Here is a 17,363-nt window from a genome sequence, read left to right on the forward strand (position 1 = left end):
GGGGTACCCCCCTCAGCTACCCGGCCGCGTCATGCCGGCATGTGCTCACCAGCCGAGAACGCTTCGGCCCTGAATGCACCGGCACCACAGGACGGATCGAGAACAGTCAGGTCGGCGTGTTCCTGGCCCACGCCACACCACGCGGACGAGCGCTGCTGGACCGGCGGCTCTACCTACCCGAGCGCACTCGGCTCGCCGATCCTCGCCGGTGCCACGCGGCCGGGGTGCCCGAACAGGTCACATTCGCCACCAAGCCCGCCTCGGCGGCCGAGATGATCGCTGATGTGCTGGACACCGGACTGACGACACAGTGGGTGAGCGGTGATGAGGTCTACGGTCACAACACCGCCGGATCGGCTACGTCCTGGCGATCGCGGGCAATGGGCGGATGAACCTGAACGGAGCCGATCGCAGCGCGGCCAACATCGCCGCGGGTGTGGCCGATCGGCACTGGCATCGCTACTGCGCCAGGCTCGGCGCCAAGGGCCCGCGCTGGTACGCATGGGCGTGGACGCGCATCGACGAATCGGAGACCACGGGATACCGCTGACTGCTAATCCGCCGGAACCTGGCCACCGGCGAACTCGCCTTCTACCGCTGCTACGCGCCTATCCGGCAGCCGATGGCAGCCTTGGTGAAGATCGCCGGTATCCGGTGGGCGGTGGAAGAGGTCTTCCAGACGGCCAAGGGACAGGTCGGGCGGGACCACTACCAGGCCCGCAACTGGCGGGCGTGGTATCGGCACATCGCGCCGGCCATGCTCGCGCTCGCCTTCCCGGCCGCCGTTGCCGCCGTCCAGCGCTCATGCGATGAGCGGCACATCTCTTTGACGACGCCTGAGATCCGTCGCCTGGTCGCTCTTCTCGTGCTTACCCGGCATCGCTCGGCCGAGGAGGTCCTGCGCTGGCCTTTGTGACGACGACGACACCAGGCCAGCGCAGCGAGAAGATCGACGCTCAGCCAGACACCTCAGCCGACCAGCTCAAGGTCGAGAAAGATCAAGCTTAAGGGCCGAAATCTCTACCTTAGGGGCTCTGGATCTGCTTTGAGGCGTCGTCTTAGATCGTCCGCGATACTCGCCCAGGTCTGGGATAGTGCTTGCATAATTTCAAGCATTGGGAGAGTGCAGTGTGCAGGTAGTCCGTCGATGGAGGTCACGACCTTGTCGGCCCCCTCGGCGTGTACGGAGAGAAGCCTCAGCATGGTTCGTCCGGCTTCGCTGCTACGCAGGGAGGGGTCCTTTCTGAGGCGCTCGAGAATTGCGTAGACTCCTCGTGCTTCCCTGTTTTCTATTACTGGCTGCTCAGATGGCTCAACTGATCGGGACAGTTGCGCCCTGCGTTCGGCTTGGAGTTGCTTCTCCGGAACCGGGTCACGCCCCTCGGCCAACCGCATTCGTACATCACGCACAGTTGCCGCTGACACGCCTGCGGACTTCGCGATCTCCCGTAGAGATGCTTTGGGGCTGCGGTTGATGAGTTCACCTGCGCGGCGGCGCGCCTCTGCAGATGTGACCGGACGCTTCCTGCCATCGCGACTGAGGCGAATGTTTGAGTGTGCAGAATCGACAGTCGCACGCCTCCTTATTGCTCCCACTGTTCCAGCGGACAGGCCAGCGGCTCGTGCAATGGCACGATCAGACCATGCGGGGAAGAGCTCCAATATCTTGGTAGCCGCTGCAGTACGATCAGTCAGAGTCAAGGGAAGTCCGTGGGTAGTATTCGCTCGAACAGCGACTACAAACGCTTCCGCCTCGTCACCGTCGTGAAATTTTACGTCTATCTCAGCCTCGCCGCGCAGGCGAGCGGCCTGCACACGGTGTATACCATCGATGATTTGCATAGTAGGCCGATGGACCAGGATGGGGGGGAGCCGTTGATCGGTTTGCGCCAGCATCTGAGCGTGTGCGCCGTCGGTTCCCGCCAGGCGAGGTGACATATCGCTTCGCAAGGAGCTAATCGGAACGGCTTCTACCGACACCCGCTCAATCAAGAAGTCGATGGGCGCTCGGGATACCTCGTTCATGACCTCACAAGACCAATCAGCGTCTAAATTTCGGCTTTTACTCCGACGGCAGCCCTTAATTACATGCGGCGGGGCCAGAGTATCGAGTAGCGCACCTCACAAGGAAGCAATTAGCATCAACCAGGATAACGGTCGGAAGCAACTCGGGTTACGAGCTTGCCGAAAATGACTTTCGGCGAGAAGTGCCCGGCCGGCCCGACCTCCATTCGCGTGCGCCCGGAGCACTCGGCTCCTGATATTATAGGCGATACGCCATCCACCCTGTAGATTGAAGTCGCACATGCAGAAGTAGCCCAAACCGGCTGCCCATGTCAAGCATTCGCCAATGCTAGTATCGAGTTGAGGGGGGCACTAGCCGCTGGCGTGGCCCTTTACCATTGACAGCCTCCTCGACAACGGAGGAATGTCGTGTCACTCGGACAGTCGTTCGGCTCTTTGGCTGACAAGATCAACTGGCTGATAGACCACATGTGGCCTCCCGATGTCGCACTCGCAGCCTCTGATGCAGAGGTCGCCTCTGCCCTACGCAGAGTCACAGGTGAGGACATCTCTCGTTCCACGATATGGAAGTTGCGGACAAATCGCCAACCGAATCCCACCCTGAAGACCCTAAAGACCCTCGCCACCTTCTTTAAGGTGCCGATCGGGTACTTTGACGACGGCGATGAGGCCGAACGCATCGAGAGCCAGCTCGCACTCCTTGCGGTCATGCGAGACGGGGGCGTCGACAACGCGACGCTACGAACCCTTGCAGACCTGTCCCCCGAGGGAAGGCGGATGATCAGCGAGATGATCACAAGTGCTGCTCGCATGGAACAACGTCGCGCCACCCAGCCGCCGACAGCTGAGCCTACTCCTCAGCCCCCGCAATGATGGACGATAGTGCCCGAGATCACCAAGTGGGATCCACACCTGACGAGGAGGTCAAAAGCTTGGCTGATCAAAGCCTTAAAGAACGATGCTTCGCTCTGATCGACACTCTAGACATCCCCGAACCATTCGATCTCGAAGATTTTAATGCTCGCCTGGAGCGGCAACGTGGGCGCCGTATATGCGTAATCCCTATCACTACGGTTTCCGGGGGCCCGAGCGCAGTATGGGTCCGCATGAGGGAGGCCGACTATATTTTCCACGAGCACTTAATCTCGTCGCTGCATCGACAGCACATCATCATGCATGAAATAGGGCATATACTCTTTGGCCATCACAGTAGTCTATGGACGAGCAGCGGCCTATCTAAGCTCCTCCTCCCTGATCTCGACCCCGAGCTGATCAAAGGCATGATCGGGCGAGCTGGATATGATAATGTCCAGGAACGCGAAGCAGAAATGTTTGCAGATCTGCTCTCACTGAGCGTCAGCCCACTCAGGCGGCAGAATCCCGCACAGCCCCTCGCTGCACCCTCGAAAGCCGAGGAGGTTCTTGCCAGGATCGAGCAGACGGTTGGCCATTATTGGGAATCCGGTGAACTTCTAGCCTGAGATGAGCAATTCGCTGTGCTCTACACTCTCCTTGAGGGAAGCTGCATGGTCGGGGCATTAATAGCACTATTATACACACTGCCGCGACTTGTACACTCCTCCATCAACGTTGCGACCATCGCTATTCTAGTCTACTTCGCGTGCTCGTTTCTCAGCTTCTTCCTAGGACTGGAATTCGTCTGGCCACACCTTGCGAGGCTATTCGGATACAATAATATTACAACGATTCTAATACACTGTATCGTTGTCATCCTAACGGCTGCACAACAGGTCGTGCTAATTTATTGGCTATACGCACCAAGCCTTGCTAGAGGCAAAGCTCTAAGGCGTGTTGCCTGCTTCGGGGCAGCACTAGTCTCGCTGATTGCCTTGTTCCTGCTCGCTCTTCCAACCAGGCGATACGATGCAGAGACGGCAAGCTTACTAAATATGCAGAATCCGCGCTACGCCGCATACCTATGTGCTTATATAGCCGTAGTCGCAGTTGGGCAGATCGTCACAATCCGCATGTCAATCCGTTTTTCGGGCATTGCGCGCCGCTCCTGGCTCCGCCGTGGTATGCGAATCGTGGCCGTCGGCGCCGCCTTCATTCTACTTTACTGTGCAGCTCGCTACCTAGAAGTCATCGGTGTACAGCACGGCGCTGACATGGCGCGCTGGGACCAGTTGCAGTGGCTTGTTGGCGATCTAGGCTCGCTACTTGAGCTAGTCGGCTGGACCATCCCCCGGTGGGGCCCACGGCTTTCCCATATCCACCATTGGATGGCCGACTATCGCGCCTACTGCCGACTTTATCCATTGTGGGCCGTCCTCTACAAGGCCACGCCGTCAATCGCCAAGGAGCCCCCGTACTCGCCAGCAGGTTCATTACGGCCCCGGCGCGACATCGAATATCACCTCTATCGAAGGGTTATCGAGATCCAGGACGGTCGGCTCGCTCTACGGCCCTTCCTCCATCAACATGAAGCAAAGGAAGCTCAACGCCAGGCACGAGATTCCGGCCTTGAAGGAGAAGCACTCCAGGTCGCGATAGAGGCGCTTCAACTGCGCGCGGCCTTGTACTCCAGGGCTAGGCAGTCGATGGCGCCGGGGCCCATCAGTACAGCTGCTATGACGCCAGAGGGTAATCTCCGTGAGCAGGTCCGGTGGCTGACAATGGTCTCCCAGGCATATGTGCGAACGCGCCGTGGAAAAGCCGGTGCGTTTCCCCGGTCGGCCGCGGGGGCGAGTGGTCCATGATGTGGCCAATGACAGTGGCCGTGCCCCGGGCTCTCCTGTCATCGGCACGAGATGGGGTGTCGGGCGCAGACGAAGAAGATCTTTCCCTCGCAGGGGAAGACCACGCCTTCGGGCTGCGCCGTCAGGTGCAACGCCTGGTGGCTCTTGACGTGCGCTTCGGTGGCGACCACACCTCCACGATCGCCCTGCGTACGCTGGCCGCGGTGCGCCGGGAGCTGCGCCGCCGCGGGGTGCGGCCACGGGCACGGCGCGAGGTGCAGGCCGCGGTGGCCGAACTAGCCGAGGTGACCGGCTGGCTGCTATGCGACGCCGACCGGCACGCGCTGAGCATACGGGTCAACCGGTGGGCGCTGGATCTGGCGCGCCGGGCGGGTGACCGGTCCATGGAGTTGTTCGTGGTGCACAATCTCAGCCTTCAGGCGACCTACCTGCGGCATCCCGAACGTTCCCTGGCATTGGTCAGACCGGTCCTCGACCGGGGCGGCCTCACCCCACGGCTGACGGCGATGTTCACGCTCCGGATCGCGCGCGCGTACGCCCAAATGGGGCTGCGGACCGAGGCCGTACGGGCACTGGACACGACCAGGGGACGGCTTTCTGAGGGCGTCGGTGTCCGAGACCCGCATTGGGCGTGGTGGGTATCCGAACGAGGACTCGCCCACGCCACCGGGGCGATGCTCGGCGGCCTCGGCGAATGGGGATCGGCGATCGATCCCATCCAGCGGGCGCTGGAAGCCGCCCCTGAGAGCGCGTACCGGGACCGGTTCCTGTACCTGTGCGTACTGATGCACGCGTACGTCGAAGCGGGCGCCCGGCACGACGCGGAGCGCGTCGCCGACGATCTGCTGCCCCTGCTGGGGACCGTGGGTTCGAGCCGGCCTCTGGCCAGGCTGCGCGAAACCCTCGACCGTTTCTCCCGCGATCACGGGCAGCCACGAGGGGTACGGGACACCGTGGGCGAGATCCGGCAGGCGGTGAACAGCGCGCGGCGCAGTGTGATCGAGCCGGCCACGAGGAAACCGCCTGGTGCGGGACCATGGTGATCCTGCCACATTGGTGCGCACGTCATCGCAGAGGGCAGATAGAGGAGGAAGAAAGGAGGGGCAGATGGCGTCCCAGTGTACCGTTGCGCGTCAGATGAGGATTGCTTCCGCGGAAGAGGAGTCGCAACCCCCGGAGCTGCAAGCGCTCGAGGTGCGGGCGGCAGCCCGTTCCCGATTGTCCCTGAAGGGATGCAACATAAAAGGGTAGGCGAACACCAGACGGTGATCTCATATTTCTGATTGTCATTCAAGCTCACCTGCCAGCCCAGCCCGCTTTATCCATCGTCCCCATCGAGAGCTACGAGAAAAGCTGTCGGCGACTTCTTTCCCCGTCGGGAAAGTTCCGTCTGGGCTACGGTCGGCCTTGGCCCAGTTCCAGGCCATGCACTGAGGTAATCTCAGCGAATTTTGCGGGAGATGCCGTGTTCAAGGTGGGCGAGGACAAGTGCCGCTTTGATGATGTCGCCGATTCTGCTCGGGCTTACGGTGATGCGCTGCAGAATGCGCCATCGCTGGGTGAGCAGGGCGAATCCGCGTCCCAGGCAGCGCAGGCCGCGGAGCAGGGCGTTTCGGGTATATGTGCCCGCATTCAGCGGGCGGCCATCGCCGGTGTGCTTGACCGGCGTGCGGATCCCGATGCCGGCCGCCGCGTATCCGGCGTCGGCCAGGATCGGCAGGTCACGGGCCGCGTGCGGGTAGAGGGCGGGCAGGGCGTGGATACGGGCGGCCTCCAGATCGTGCATCGACCCGGGTTCGACGTCGGAGACCCATACCGGCATTCCGGCGGTGGTGAACACGGCTTGAACGTTGCCACCGTGGTCGCGGACCTTTCCGGGTACCACAGATCGATGGATCGGCCTTACGCTCATGGCCTGCTCGCGGCAGCGGTCGGCGGGGATGACGATGCCGTCCAGGATCAGAAAGGGCAGGCCGTCGGCGCGGGCGCGGTCCAGGGCTTGGTGCAGGTCCGGGGCTTGTGCGGCGAGGGCCTGGGTTCCCTCGTGAATGTAGCGGTAGGCGGTTGCCCGGGAGATGGCGTGGTCGCGGCCGAGTTTGGGGATGTCACGCTCGCCGCGGAACCGGCGAAGTATCAGTACCGCCTGCCAGAAGCAGGTCAGCGCGCGACTGCCTTTGGGCGTGTGGCAGAGCAGGCGTTCGGTGCGTACACAGCTTGAATGCGTAGAGTCTTCCGGTCGTGACGGATGGCGCTCGGTGCGGTACGACCGTGGTATGCGGTACGGGCAAAGGGGCGGGTACACGCCCGCAGAGCAGGAGCGGCGGGAGTGTGTACGGCTGCGAGCGGCCGAGTGGTTCGAGGCCGGTGAGTCGACCAAGACCGTCGCCGCACTGTTACGGGTGCACAAGCGGTCGGTGACCCGCTGGCGCAGGGCCTGGCGCGAGGGCGGAGCCGAGGTGCTGCTGTCCAAGGGGCCGGTGTCGAAGGAGAAGCTGTCGGCCGGCAGTGGGAGCGTCTGGAGGCCGAGCTTCGGCGTGGCCCGCTGGCCTGGGGATACGACGAGAACCAGTGCTGGGCGCTGGCCCGGGTCAAGACGCTGATCGGGCGGCTGTTCCATATCGGCTACACCATCGAGGGCGTGGGCTAGCTGCTGCATCGCCACGGCTGGTCGGTCCAGGTTCCGGCGCGGCGGGCTCTGGAGCGGGACGAGGAGGCCATCGCTGCCTGGAAGGAGCAGGTGTGGCCGGTGGTAAAAGCACCGCGGCGGACCTGGGCGCCTACCTGTGCTTCGAAGACGAGGCCGGGCAGGGGCTGAGGCCGCCGAAGGGACGCGCCTGGGCGCCGGTCGGCGCCCGTCCGGTGGTGACGGTGCGCGGCAAGGGTTCGGGCCGGGTGAACATGGCTGGCGTTGTGGCCTACCGGGACGGTGAGCGGCCGCATCTGTTCTACCGCCTGCACATCTACCACAGCCGCAAGGGCGAACCCAAGTCGTTCTCCTGGATCGACTACCGGGACCTGATCGTGGCCACCCACCAGCAGTTGGGCGCGCCACTGGTGTGGTGTTGGGACAACCTGAATGTGCACCTGGCCGGCCAGCTCGCCGAGTTCGCCGCCGAGCACGCCGACTGGTTGCGCATCGTCCAGTTACCCGCCTATGCGCCCGAGCTGAACCCCGTCGAGGGCGTCTGGTCCCTACTTCGCCGGGGCCCTGGCCCACTTCGCCGTCGCCGACCTGCCTGGACTCGTCCGGATCGTCAAACGCAAGCTGAAGAAGATCCAGTACCGGCCCCATCTGCTCACCGGCTGCCTGGTCCAGACCGGACTCACCCTCGATACCTCGACAAAGACATGACCGACCCTACGAATTCAAACTGTGTAGCAGCCGCCCGGTGTGCTGAGCGAGTTCACGGGAGACGTCGAGCGTGGCACGATGGTGAATCACGTGGAGCCTTCCGGGTGAAGACGGTTTTGTGGTGATTCCTTCTTCTACCGAGGGCTCCACGCCTCTCTATGGGTTTGGTGATATGTCCGGCGCCTATCCGGGCCGCACCTTTCTTCCGCTGGATCGCTCGTTGTCCGCTTCTAAATCGTTGAGATCACCTCACTGGATGCGGCGCGCGGCCGAAAAGCTGGGAGATATCGGCATCACCTGAATCCCAGTAGGAGGCGGCGGGTAACAGTTAATGGGTGTGCAATTGGTTCGCCTCTCCCCAGGGATGATCGGTGACCCCAGCTCGGCCATCGCCGCGGCGTGAGGTGCGCGTTGCGATCCCTCCAGGGATGATCGGTGACCAGCCGACTCACGGCCGGGGGTCAGCGCGAGAGTCGGCGTTGCGATCCCTCCAGGGATGATCGGTGACCCAGTGATCGGGTGGAGACTGTCCATGTGCTGCATCGGTTGCGATCCCTCCAGGGATGATCGGTGACCCGAGGATAACGCCGCAGGTCAGAATGGCGAAGCAGGCCCGCGTCGAGCGTGTTTTTGCAGCGATCCGGCGGTAGTGCATCTGCGCTGGTCAGAGCGTTGATCAAAGTACGGTCCCGGCATCGGTATCAGTGACCCGTACCTGGGATCTTAAAGGCTCGCCGTCTAAGGCGAACATGCCTCGAGGTCGGCGTATCGGTCGGCTCCATCCACAGACTTCCGATCGTTGATCGGGGCGGGCCACTTCCGTCGCCCGACTCGCCGCCTACCCGACACATAAGTGCCAATTCGCCCCAATTGTGCGATAGTAACCTGATCGCCCCCCGCGCCCCATTGTCCATGACTCGCTTTGGGCCGGGCTTGGCGATACCCGGAAATTGTCGGGGGCGCCTGGTAGGACTGATCCAGTCTTATTGGCCGATGTTGGGGAGGGGCGGTTGCGTTTTCGGGTTGATGTGGCCGCGAGTGAGTCGGTGATGGCCTGGGAGCAGGTTCATGGGTCGGCTCGGGCGGTGGTGTACGACCTGATCCGGGAACAAGATCCGGGGATCGCCAAGGAGTTGCACGACACAGGGTGGCAGGGAAGCCCGCTGCGGCCGGTAGGGACGTCTCCGCCCCTGTTTCCTCGTGCCCGACATAAAGCGGGGGTGTATCCGACCTCCCCCGATGGGGTGGTCTGGATGGGGTCGCCGGTGCCGCGGATCGCCGCGTGCATGCTGGCGGCGCTGGCCGGGCGCCGGGAGATCCGGTGGGGGTCGGTCGTGCTGTCGGTGAAGGGGGTGCAATTGGACCCGGTCGCCGACCATTCAAGCGGAGTGGGCGTTTTCGACACGGTTTCACCTGTTTTGGTGAAACATCAGAATCGCTACCTTCTTCCTGAAGATCCGCATTTCGCCGAACGATTGATGCATAACGTCCGGCATAAGGCAGATGACCTCGGCCTGCCGAATGAGGCGGAGGTAGAGGTGCTGGATGCGGGTCCTCGCCGCCGGTTCCATGTCGCGAAAGGGTTTCGCATCGGCGCCCGGGCGCGGGTTCGGATCGCGGCGGCGCCGCGTCTGCTCGACGCGCTCTATGAATGGGGGCTCGGGCTGTCCACCGTGGAGGGCTTCGGGTGGATCCGGTGAGCACCACTCCAGGGGTGGCCACGATCTCGCAGGTGTCCGGGCCACTGCGGTTGACCGAGCACCCGTTGCAGCGCTGCGGGGCATGGGCGGTGACGGTATTGGCCGGGCAAGAGCAGGTCGGGGACGTCAGCCCGGAAGTGCTGGATGCGGTGGCCGAGCGGATCGTTGCCGATGCGGTGCTGGCCGGGTGCGCGGCGCCGGGCAGTGGCGCCTACGACTGGTGGAAGGTGTTGTTCGCGCTGTATCCGAACGCCAAGCCGACGCATGCTCGGCGGGAGCGGGATCCGGCGGTGCTGCGTACGCAGGTGGCGGAGTTGTTCGCCGTCGATCCTGTGGACGGGCCGGTGTACGGATGCACGTTCTGTGGCCAGGCATGCCGAGTGCTGTGGGCCAAGGCGACCCTGCCGATGTTCGACTCGATCCGGGCGGTCAACACGCTGCCGCCGGGGATGGCGGGCTGGGCGGTGTGCCGGGGGTGCCGGGTGGCGATGTGGGCGCTGCCGTACGGGGCGTGGCTCACGGCCGGCTCGGCAACGGTCCTCACCTGTGACAGCCCACAGGTTGAGCGGGACTTCGTGCGCCGCAACGTACGTCGGGCGGGCCGGATCCGGCAACTGGGCTTCGGCAGATTGCCCGCCATCGCGGGACCGGAGGCCGTGACGTTGGAGGCGCTGCGTGTGCATGCGGGCGACGCGCCTGCGGCGGCGACGCTGTGGATGTTCAAGAACGACAACCAGGAACCGTGGCTGCGGGTGTCCGGTACACGATCGGGGGTCGCCCGGTTCCTTCAGTTGACGGCCGCCGATCCCTACTGCGCAGCCGGATGGCGCGACCTACAGCGGGCACTGACGCGCCGCGACAAACAAGGGCGTGTGCTGGCTGGAGGAGCGCGCGAGGCGGCGCGGCTGCTGTTCGACCGGGACGGGGAGCAGGCCGATCGGCTGCCGAGGGAGCTGTGGCGCCGTTCGGAGGATGTGGAGACGATCTCGCCGCGCACGCTGGTGCGGTGGCGGGCGTTGTGCCGGCTGTACGTGGAGGTGATGTACGACATGAACGCCGATCGGCTCAAGGCCGTGGCGGATCTGCTGGCGGATTGGATCGCCCAGGAAGCGCACCGTGGCCGGCTGAATCAGTACCGGCGGGCCGCGGGCAGCGGCTATGAGCTGCACAAACTGCTACTGACGGCGAGCGCGCGCCTGCTCCTCGACGGCCGTGACCAGCGGGTGGATTCTGATGTGCTGGGCGACTTGCTGGCAGACGGCTCACGCGGGTGGCGAGAGCGGACCGTGCTGTGGTTCGACGTCGTCAAGGGGCTACAGGACAGAAAGGTGCCGATCGCCGCCGGCTCCGACGAGTCGGACGATGCGGAGCAGGCTGAAGAGATCAAGTTCGACGCGGACGGCGAGTTGGACCAGGAAGGGGAGGAAAGCGCCTGATGAGCTACCTGGCAGGCAAGATCGTGCTGGCGGTCAGCGCGGGAGCACCCAATAACGGGCGCGGAGAGACGACCACCACGCCCGTGAAGAAGGCCCGCGTGCGTGGCCAGTGGTATCCGTACGTGTCGGCGCAGGCGTTTCGGCGATGGCTGCGGGAGACCATGACGGCGATGGGGATGGTCCCCTCGCCGACCGAACGAGTGGGCAAGGCACAGGGCAAGGCGCAGAAGGCGAATACGTCGGCCGACCCGATCCGGTTCGCCGATGACGACTTGTTCGGATACATGAAGGCGGGCGCCAAGAGCGCCGATGAGGCCACCACGCTGCGCGACACCCCTTTCATGGTGGGGACGTTCATGTCGGTAGAGCCGGCCCGGCCGACCGAGGACTTCGGGGTGATGTCACGCGGCATCCCCGAGCCGGTGCTGCACGCTCACGAGTTCTACACTGCCGATCTTGCCGCGCCGTTCCTACTCGACCTGCCGCGGGTCGGCACGTTCACGCTGCCGGACAAGGGCGGCGCAGGCCGCCCGAACTACCTGTCGGCCGACGCCGCGATGAACGTGGCACAAGCGGTGAGCATGGGCGCCGAAGCCATCACATTCCGCGGGCAGCCCGCGATCCGGTTGCCGCTGCCGGAGCGCCGGGAACGGGTGGCCCTGCTGCTGGAGGCGCTGGCGGAGCTGACCGGCGGTGCGAAGAAGGCGCTGCACTACGGGGACCGTACGCCCGCGCTGGTGGCCATGGTGCCGATGGCGGGCGGCGTGAATCCGCTGGGCTTCGTGATCGACGGTGCCGCCGATGGGAGCGGCCTCCAGGTCCGCGGCACGGCCCTGCGTGAGGAGTTGCGGGCCTGGCAGGGGCAGTGGGAAGCACCGGTACGGCTGGGCTGGCGGCCGGGCTTTTTGGAGCGTGCCCGCAAAGAGGTGGAGCATGACCTGGCCGACCTCATCGATGATGGCGGCCTCAGCATCGATCATCCCCGCTCGATGTTGCGCGGCCTCGCCGAAGAGATCCGTACCGGGCAGCACGACACCTGGTTCGACGACCCCGCCCGATGAGCATGAGCACTATCGAAGCGGTCAGAGTCGAGCTGTACGCGCCAGCGGCCTCGTTTCGTGATCCCATGTTCCCGGGTGTGAGCCGCTGTCTTCCGGTACCGCCGCCTTCGACAGTACGCGGCATGCTCGCCGCGGCCACCGGCCGTCGCGCCGAGCCGGTGATGCTGGGCATGGCCGTCCGTGTCGATGGGTCGGGCACCGACGCCGAGACCTACCATCCCATCGCCGCCGACGGCTCCAACCCTGCCGTGGCCGGGCGAGTGGCCGCCGGCAAGGGCGGTATGACCATTCGCGACCGCCCCTTCCTGGTCGGGGTGCACCTCACCGTCTGGATTCCCGCACCCGAGGCAGACCGGATCGCGGCGGCACTGCGCCGCCCGGTGTGGGGGCTGCGGCTGGGGCGCTCCCAGGATCTGGTCCATGTGCGTTCGATCCAGCAGGTCACGCTGTATCCGACTGAGCGAGCTCACGTCGGTCACGCGCTGGCTCCGGCGGGCGGGCACCAGGCGCCGCTGGCCGGTACGCTGCGGCTGGCCGAGGCGATCACCCCCGACCGTGGCCACACCGAATACCGCAGCTACCTGTGGTGTTCGGAGCCGGCGGGCGTCCATGATGTCGTCGGCGCGTACCGCGACGGGGAACAGGCAGTGTGGCTGGCCGCGCCCGCGATGCCGGATAAGTCGCCCGAGCAGGAGGCGTCCGACGCCGCGTTGCGCCAGGTCCTGGCCAAATCCGCGCGTGGATCCGGGCTGGGCCGCCCCGAACTGCTGACCGAGCACAGCCTCGCCGTACGCGAGGCGACCGACATGGTCGCCGACCGGATCGGCTCCCCCGGCGTTCTGGCCGACCGTCCCCGGTTTTGGGACTGGGCGCGGACGGCGGCGCTGCTTCACGACGCCGGTAAGGTCGCCGAAGGCTTCCAACGGCAACTCCGCCCCCGTGGCGAGATATGGGGTGAGCGGCACGAGGTGCTGTCACTGGCCTACGTCGATCTGCTCACCCGGCACCTGGACCCCGAAGACCAGAAAATGATCGCCGCCGGTGTCGCCTTCCACCACCGGCCGCTGACCTCCACCCGCGGCGGCGACCTACGGACGAAGTATCCGCCGATCGCCGATTGGGAGCGTAAGTTCGGTCGCGATGCGGCGCCGGTGCTGGGCCGGCCCCGCATTCAGGTTCCCGTCGTCCGGCACCGCGCGTTTCTGGCGTGGCTGGCCGACCGGCTCGGCGTACCGATCCCCCATGAGCAGCGACGCCTGTGGGAGCTGGCACGCGACGCCTTCGCCCGGCTACGCGCCGACTGGGGCAATCCGGTCAGCGAAGACGACGGCCTGACCGCCGTCCTCCTCCAAGGAGCGGTCACGCTGGCCGACCACTCCGGCTCCGCGCACGTACCGTTGCAGACCCACATGCCGCTCCCGGGCGACTTCCTGACCAGGCTCCCGGCTCCCTATCCGCACCAGCGGCAGGCCGCGGCGACCAGCGGGCACCTCATCATGGTGGCCCCGACCGGCAGCGGCAAGACGGAGGCCGGGCTGGCGTGGGCATCGGCGCAGCTCGGCGACATGTCGGGGCGACCCCGTCTGATGTGGCTGCTGCCGTACCGCGCCTCCATCGACGCCGCCCGCGACCGCTTCATCGCCACCCTGGACCCGCCGCCAGCGCCTTCTCAGGCACCGGCCGCGCAGCCGGACATCGGGGTCCTGCACGCCACCGCCGCGCGTACCCTGCTGGCCCGCGCGGTCGCCGACGACTGCGAGCCCACGGCGGCCGATGCCCGCCGCGCCCGAGCGCGAGCCGGCGCCATGCGACTGTTCGCCCAGCGCGTCCGTGTCGCCACCCCGTTCCAGTTGCTCCGGGCCGCGATCGCGGGTGCCCGCTACTCCAGTGTTCTGCTGGAACAGGCCAACGCGCTGATGGTGCTGGATGAGCTGCACGCCTACGACCCCGCCACCTTCGGTCGGCTGTGCGCCTGCATGCGCCTGTGGAACCAGCTCGGCAGCCGCGTCGCCGTGCTCTCCGCCACCCTGGCCCAGCCCATGATCGATCTGGTCGCCGACACCCTCGGGTCCGTCCAGGTACACCGGGCACCGACCGGCACCGCCCCCGACCGGCACCGCCTGGCCCTGGATGAGCAGCCGATCAACTCCCCGGACAGCCTGGCCCGCATCAACGGGTGGCTGGATGAGGGGCACAGCGTCCTGGTCATCGCCAACACGGTCGCCATGGCGCAGGAACTCTACGACGCCCTCACCAGCGACAACGACCGCGACGCGATTCTGCTGCACTCACGGTTCCGCGGGATCGACCGGGCCGCCATCGAACGCACCATTCTCAGCAAACACCCCGAACGCCGACCTGGACAAAGCGCCAGGCGCAGCGGCGGGCTGGTCGTCGCCACCCAAACCGTCGAGGTCTCGCTGTGCCTGGACTTCGACCGCGGTGTCACCGAAATCGCCCCGATCGAGGCCATTGCGCAACGAGCCGGACGCATCAACCGCAGGGGCCATCACCCCGAGGGCCCCGTCGAGTTCCGCGTCCACCTCGCCACCGGTCCCCGCCCCTACGACCAGGCCGCACTTGACGCCGCCCGCACCGCGCTCACTACCGCCCCCGGCCCCATGGTCTCCGAAGAGACCATCGAATCGTGGTTGCAGATCGCCTACGCCACCTCCTGGGGCCAGAACTGGTCAACCGAAGCCCGGCGGCACCGCGATGAGTTCTACCGCGACTTCCTCACCTTCACCGATCCGTTCGACGATCGCAGCGAGTTCGCCGAACGTTTGGAGGAGACCTTCGACAGCGTTGATGTCCTGCTGGCCGATGACGTGCAGGAATATCAGGCCATGAGCGAAGAGGACCCACTGTTGGCGGCCGGTCTGCTCATCCCGATCCGCTACGGCCAGCTCGCCGCGCTGCGCGCCGCCGGGCGCGCGGAGCTCATCCGGCCCGACCCACAGGGCCGCATCCGCCTATGGGCGGTGGACGCCCCGTACAGCACCGAGCGCGGTCTGACCCTGACCAGCGAGCGCGCCGCCGTACCGGAAACGGTCCTATGAGCCGGCCGGAGGATGAGGCGATCGGCGGGGTGCACATCAAGTACCTTCTGCACTGCCCGCGCCAGCTATGGCTCTACATCCGCGGCTACCGCCCCGAGCAGCGCAGCGACACCGTCGCACATGGCCAGGCCGTCGATGACACCACCTACACTCGCCGCGCCGATATCGATCTGGGCGAAGCGAAGATCGACTGGGTCACCACCGGTGCCATCGTCCACGAGACGAAATCATCGCGCGCTCCCTCCGCCCAACACGAGGCGCAGGTCCGCCATTACTGCCTGCTCCTGTCCCGGCGAGGGGTGAACGTGCGGCACGGCGTCGTCCATTACCCGCTCATCCGCCGTACCGTCACCGTCGCCTGGGACGCATCGGCCCGCGACCGCGCCGAGGAAACCGAACGGCAGGCGCGGCAGGTGATCGGCCAGGATGCCATCCCGCCGCGTCTGGAACGGCGGTCCTGTCGCGGTTGTTCCTATATCGACTACTGCTGGGGGGAATCGTGACCGCCCACGCCCGTACGTACTGGCTCACCCAGCCGTGCCGGATCCGGCGTGAGGACAACAGCGTCCGAATCGAACGGGCCGACCAATCGCCGGTCCGGATCCCGATCACCGACATCCGCGACCTGATCGCCTTCGATCATCTTGACATCAACACCTCAGCGGTGTCCCTGCTCAGCCGGCACGGCGTCACCGTCCACATCCTGGACCACTACGGCAACTACGCCGGCGCGATCGGCCCACCCGAAGACACCAGCTCGGCCCATGTACTCCGCCGGCAGGCCGCCCTGACCGGGGATAACGACGTCCGGCTGACGCTCGGACGCGCCCTGATCAGCGCGACCGCGAGCAACATCCGCTGGGCTATGGACACCGACCTGCTCGACGCCCCGCTCTCCCGCCTTGCCGAACAACTGCCCACCTGCCACACCAGTGATCAGCTCATGGGCGCCGAAGGCAACTTCCGCCGGACCGCCTGGGCCGTCCTGGACACCCTGCTTCCGCCATGGCTGCGCCTGGAGGGCCGTAGCCGCCGCCCACCCGCCAACGCGGGCAACGCGTTCATCAGCTACGTCAATTCCATCGTCTACGCCCGGGTACTGACCGCGCTGCGCTGCACACCCCTGCACCCGGCCCTCGGTTTCCTCCACGCCGACACCGACCGCCGCCGCAACACCCTCGCTCTCGACCTCGCCGAGCCGTTCAAGCCGCTGTTCGCCGAACGCCTCCTGCGGCGGGCCGCCGCCCAGAAGTCCCTGCGGCCCAGCGACTTCGAAAGCGACGTCGGCAACGCCTCACTCAGCAAAGACGGGCGCAAGAAGGTCTCCGAACTCATCCGCACCGAACTCGCCACCACGGTCCACCATCGCAGCCTGCGCCGCAAAGTGTCCTACGAGGAGCTGATCCACCTGGAAGCCCTCAAAGTCGTGCGGCTGTGCCTGGAGGACACCCCGTACAAGCCGTTCCGCCCCTGGTGGTGACCGTGTTCGTCATCGTCGTCTATGACACCCTCGCCGAACGCAACCCGGGCATTCTCAGAACCTGCCGCCAGTACCTGCACTGGGTACAACGCAGCGTCTTCCAAGGGGAGCTTTCCGCCGCGCAGCACCGCAAGCTACTGTCGGCGATCAAGCAGCACATCGACCCGACCTACGACAGCGTTCTGATCTACCGCACCCAAGGCCCTCACCACATCCAAACCGACCTCATCGGCCAACCCCTCGGCAACACCGACCCCATTCTGTGACCACACCCCTTGTGACCTGCGTATCTGCACTACCGCCGAACCGCTGCAAAATCCGCCGTTCCAAGTCCTTCTACTGCGGCGGTGACCTGCGGCGTTATCCTCGGGTTCCCGATCATCCCTGGAGGGATCGCAACGTGTGAACAAGATCATGAGAGGTCAGGAGAACGGGTTCCCGATCATCCCTGGAGGGATCGCAACGGCGGCGAGGTCCTGCCGGGTACCGGCGTCGGTACGTTCCCGATCATCCCTGGAGGGATCGCAACG

At 65.5% G+C, this 17,363-nt stretch carries 16 protein-coding genes, 1 pseudogene and 1 CRISPR repeat array (1 of these 18 running past the window's edge); of the genes and pseudogenes, 16 read left to right on the forward strand and 1 reads right to left on the reverse strand.

Annotated features, from left to right (window positions below):
• Window positions 1–77: 77 nt before the first annotated feature.
• The 6 genes and pseudogenes from DP939_RS49675 to DP939_RS42060 form a co-directional block, all read left to right on the forward strand.
• Window positions 78–913, forward strand: a pseudogene (locus DP939_RS49675) (IS701 family transposase); the annotation flags it as partial.
• Window positions 914–1,710: 797 nt separating this feature from the next.
• Complete coding sequence (locus tag DP939_RS49680) at window positions 1,711–1,935, forward strand: hypothetical protein (RefSeq protein WP_263972382.1); 225 nt, start codon at window positions 1,711–1,713, stop codon at window positions 1,933–1,935.
• A 498-nt stretch (window positions 1,936–2,433) separates the two neighbouring features.
• Entirely contained in the window at window positions 2,434–2,898 is a 465-nt protein-coding gene (locus DP939_RS45745) for a helix-turn-helix domain-containing protein (protein ID WP_147268351.1), read from the forward strand.
• A 233-nt stretch (window positions 2,899–3,131) separates the two neighbouring features.
• Window positions 3,132–3,506: a hypothetical protein gene (locus tag DP939_RS45750; RefSeq protein ID WP_147268352.1), complete on the forward strand. Its 375-nt coding sequence runs from the start codon at window positions 3,132–3,134 to the stop codon at window positions 3,504–3,506.
• Window positions 3,507–3,551: 45 nt separating this feature from the next.
• The gene (locus DP939_RS49515; protein WP_404828636.1) at window positions 3,552–4,745 is read left to right on the forward strand and encodes an MAB_1171c family putative transporter; all 1,194 of its coding nucleotides are present in this window, start codon (window positions 3,552–3,554) and stop codon (window positions 4,743–4,745) included.
• 137 nt (window positions 4,746–4,882) lie between these two features.
• Complete coding sequence (locus DP939_RS42060; RefSeq protein ID WP_158578972.1) at window positions 4,883–5,788, forward strand: hypothetical protein; 906 nt, start codon at window positions 4,883–4,885, stop codon at window positions 5,786–5,788.
• A 398-nt stretch (window positions 5,789–6,186) separates the two neighbouring features.
• Here the strand turns inward: DP939_RS42060 and DP939_RS42065 are convergent, their stop codons facing one another.
• Entirely contained in the window at window positions 6,187–7,047 is an 861-nt protein-coding gene (locus tag DP939_RS42065) for a transposase family protein (protein ID WP_199565767.1), read from the reverse strand.
• Between DP939_RS42065 and DP939_RS49520 the strand changes: the two genes are divergently transcribed.
• From DP939_RS49520 to cas2, 10 genes are all read left to right on the forward strand, one after another.
• Complete coding sequence (locus DP939_RS49520) at window positions 7,019–7,345, forward strand: helix-turn-helix domain-containing protein (RefSeq protein ID WP_199565768.1); 327 nt, start codon at window positions 7,019–7,021, stop codon at window positions 7,343–7,345. The genes DP939_RS42065 and DP939_RS49520 overlap by 29 nt on opposite strands.
• Window positions 7,346–7,395: 50 nt before the next feature.
• Complete coding sequence (locus DP939_RS49525; protein ID WP_225878873.1) at window positions 7,396–7,560, forward strand: helix-turn-helix domain-containing protein; 165 nt, start codon at window positions 7,396–7,398, stop codon at window positions 7,558–7,560.
• Entirely contained in the window at window positions 7,485–8,222 is a 738-nt protein-coding gene (locus tag DP939_RS42075; protein WP_199565769.1) for a transposase, read from the forward strand. Before DP939_RS49525 ends, DP939_RS42075 begins: the two co-directional genes overlap by 76 nt.
• Before the next feature lie 924 nt (window positions 8,223–9,146).
• On the forward strand, window positions 9,147–9,797 hold the full coding sequence (gene cas6, locus DP939_RS42080; RefSeq protein ID WP_225878867.1) for a CRISPR-associated endoribonuclease Cas6: 651 nt from the start codon (window positions 9,147–9,149) through the stop codon (window positions 9,795–9,797).
• On the forward strand, window positions 9,785–11,233 hold the full coding sequence (locus tag DP939_RS42085) for a hypothetical protein (protein WP_199565770.1): 1,449 nt from the start codon (window positions 9,785–9,787) through the stop codon (window positions 11,231–11,233). The genes cas6 and DP939_RS42085 overlap by 13 nt, the downstream gene beginning before the upstream one ends.
• Window positions 11,234–11,256: 23 nt before the next feature.
• Window positions 11,257–12,294, forward strand: a complete 1,038-nt coding sequence (gene cas7i, locus DP939_RS42090) for a type I-B CRISPR-associated protein Cas7/Cst2/DevR (protein WP_225878868.1) — start codon at window positions 11,257–11,259, stop codon at window positions 12,292–12,294.
• Between the two features lie 2 nt (window positions 12,295–12,296).
• A complete protein-coding gene (cas3, locus tag DP939_RS42095; protein WP_225878870.1) occupies window positions 12,297–15,353 on the forward strand; it encodes a CRISPR-associated helicase Cas3' in 3,057 nt (1,018 codons plus the stop codon).
• Window positions 15,350–15,856 (forward strand): CRISPR-associated protein Cas4, encoded by a 507-nt coding sequence (locus DP939_RS42100; RefSeq protein ID WP_113986450.1) that lies wholly within the window; start codon window positions 15,350–15,352, stop codon window positions 15,854–15,856. The genes cas3 and DP939_RS42100 overlap by 4 nt, the downstream gene beginning before the upstream one ends.
• The gene (gene cas1b, locus DP939_RS42105) at window positions 15,853–16,833 is read left to right on the forward strand and encodes a type I-B CRISPR-associated endonuclease Cas1b (RefSeq protein WP_113986451.1); all 981 of its coding nucleotides are present in this window, start codon (window positions 15,853–15,855) and stop codon (window positions 16,831–16,833) included. Before DP939_RS42100 ends, cas1b begins: the two co-directional genes overlap by 4 nt.
• 2 nt (window positions 16,834–16,835) lie before the next feature.
• A complete protein-coding gene (gene cas2, locus DP939_RS42110; RefSeq protein ID WP_113986468.1) occupies window positions 16,836–17,099 on the forward strand; it encodes a CRISPR-associated endonuclease Cas2 in 264 nt (87 codons plus the stop codon).
• A 104-nt stretch (window positions 17,100–17,203) separates the two neighbouring features.
• A CRISPR array of direct repeats spans window positions 17,204–17,363; the repeat unit is 30 nt; unit sequence GTTCCCGATCATCCCTGGAGGGATCGCAAC; it runs 850 nt beyond the window's last position.

Source organism: Spongiactinospora rosea, assembly GCF_003315795.1.
Taxonomy (GTDB): domain Bacteria; phylum Actinomycetota; class Actinomycetes; order Streptosporangiales; family Streptosporangiaceae; genus Spongiactinospora; species Spongiactinospora rosea.

Coding starts and splice junctions, on each gene's coding strand:
- DP939_RS45750 (WP_147268352.1), top strand. CDS start 3,132: ATGAGGGAGGCCGACTATATTTTCCACGAGCACTTAATCTCGTCGCTG.
- DP939_RS49515 (WP_404828636.1), top strand. CDS start 3,552: ATGGTCGGGGCATTAATAGCACTATTATACACACTGCCGCGACTTGTA.
- DP939_RS49520 (WP_199565768.1), top strand. CDS start 7,019: ATGCGGTACGGGCAAAGGGGCGGGTACACGCCCGCAGAGCAGGAGCGG.
- cas6 (WP_225878867.1), top strand. CDS start 9,147: ATGGCCTGGGAGCAGGTTCATGGGTCGGCTCGGGCGGTGGTGTACGAC.
- cas3 (WP_225878870.1), top strand. CDS start 12,297: ATGAGCACTATCGAAGCGGTCAGAGTCGAGCTGTACGCGCCAGCGGCC.
- DP939_RS42100 (WP_113986450.1), top strand. CDS start 15,350: ATGAGCCGGCCGGAGGATGAGGCGATCGGCGGGGTGCACATCAAGTAC.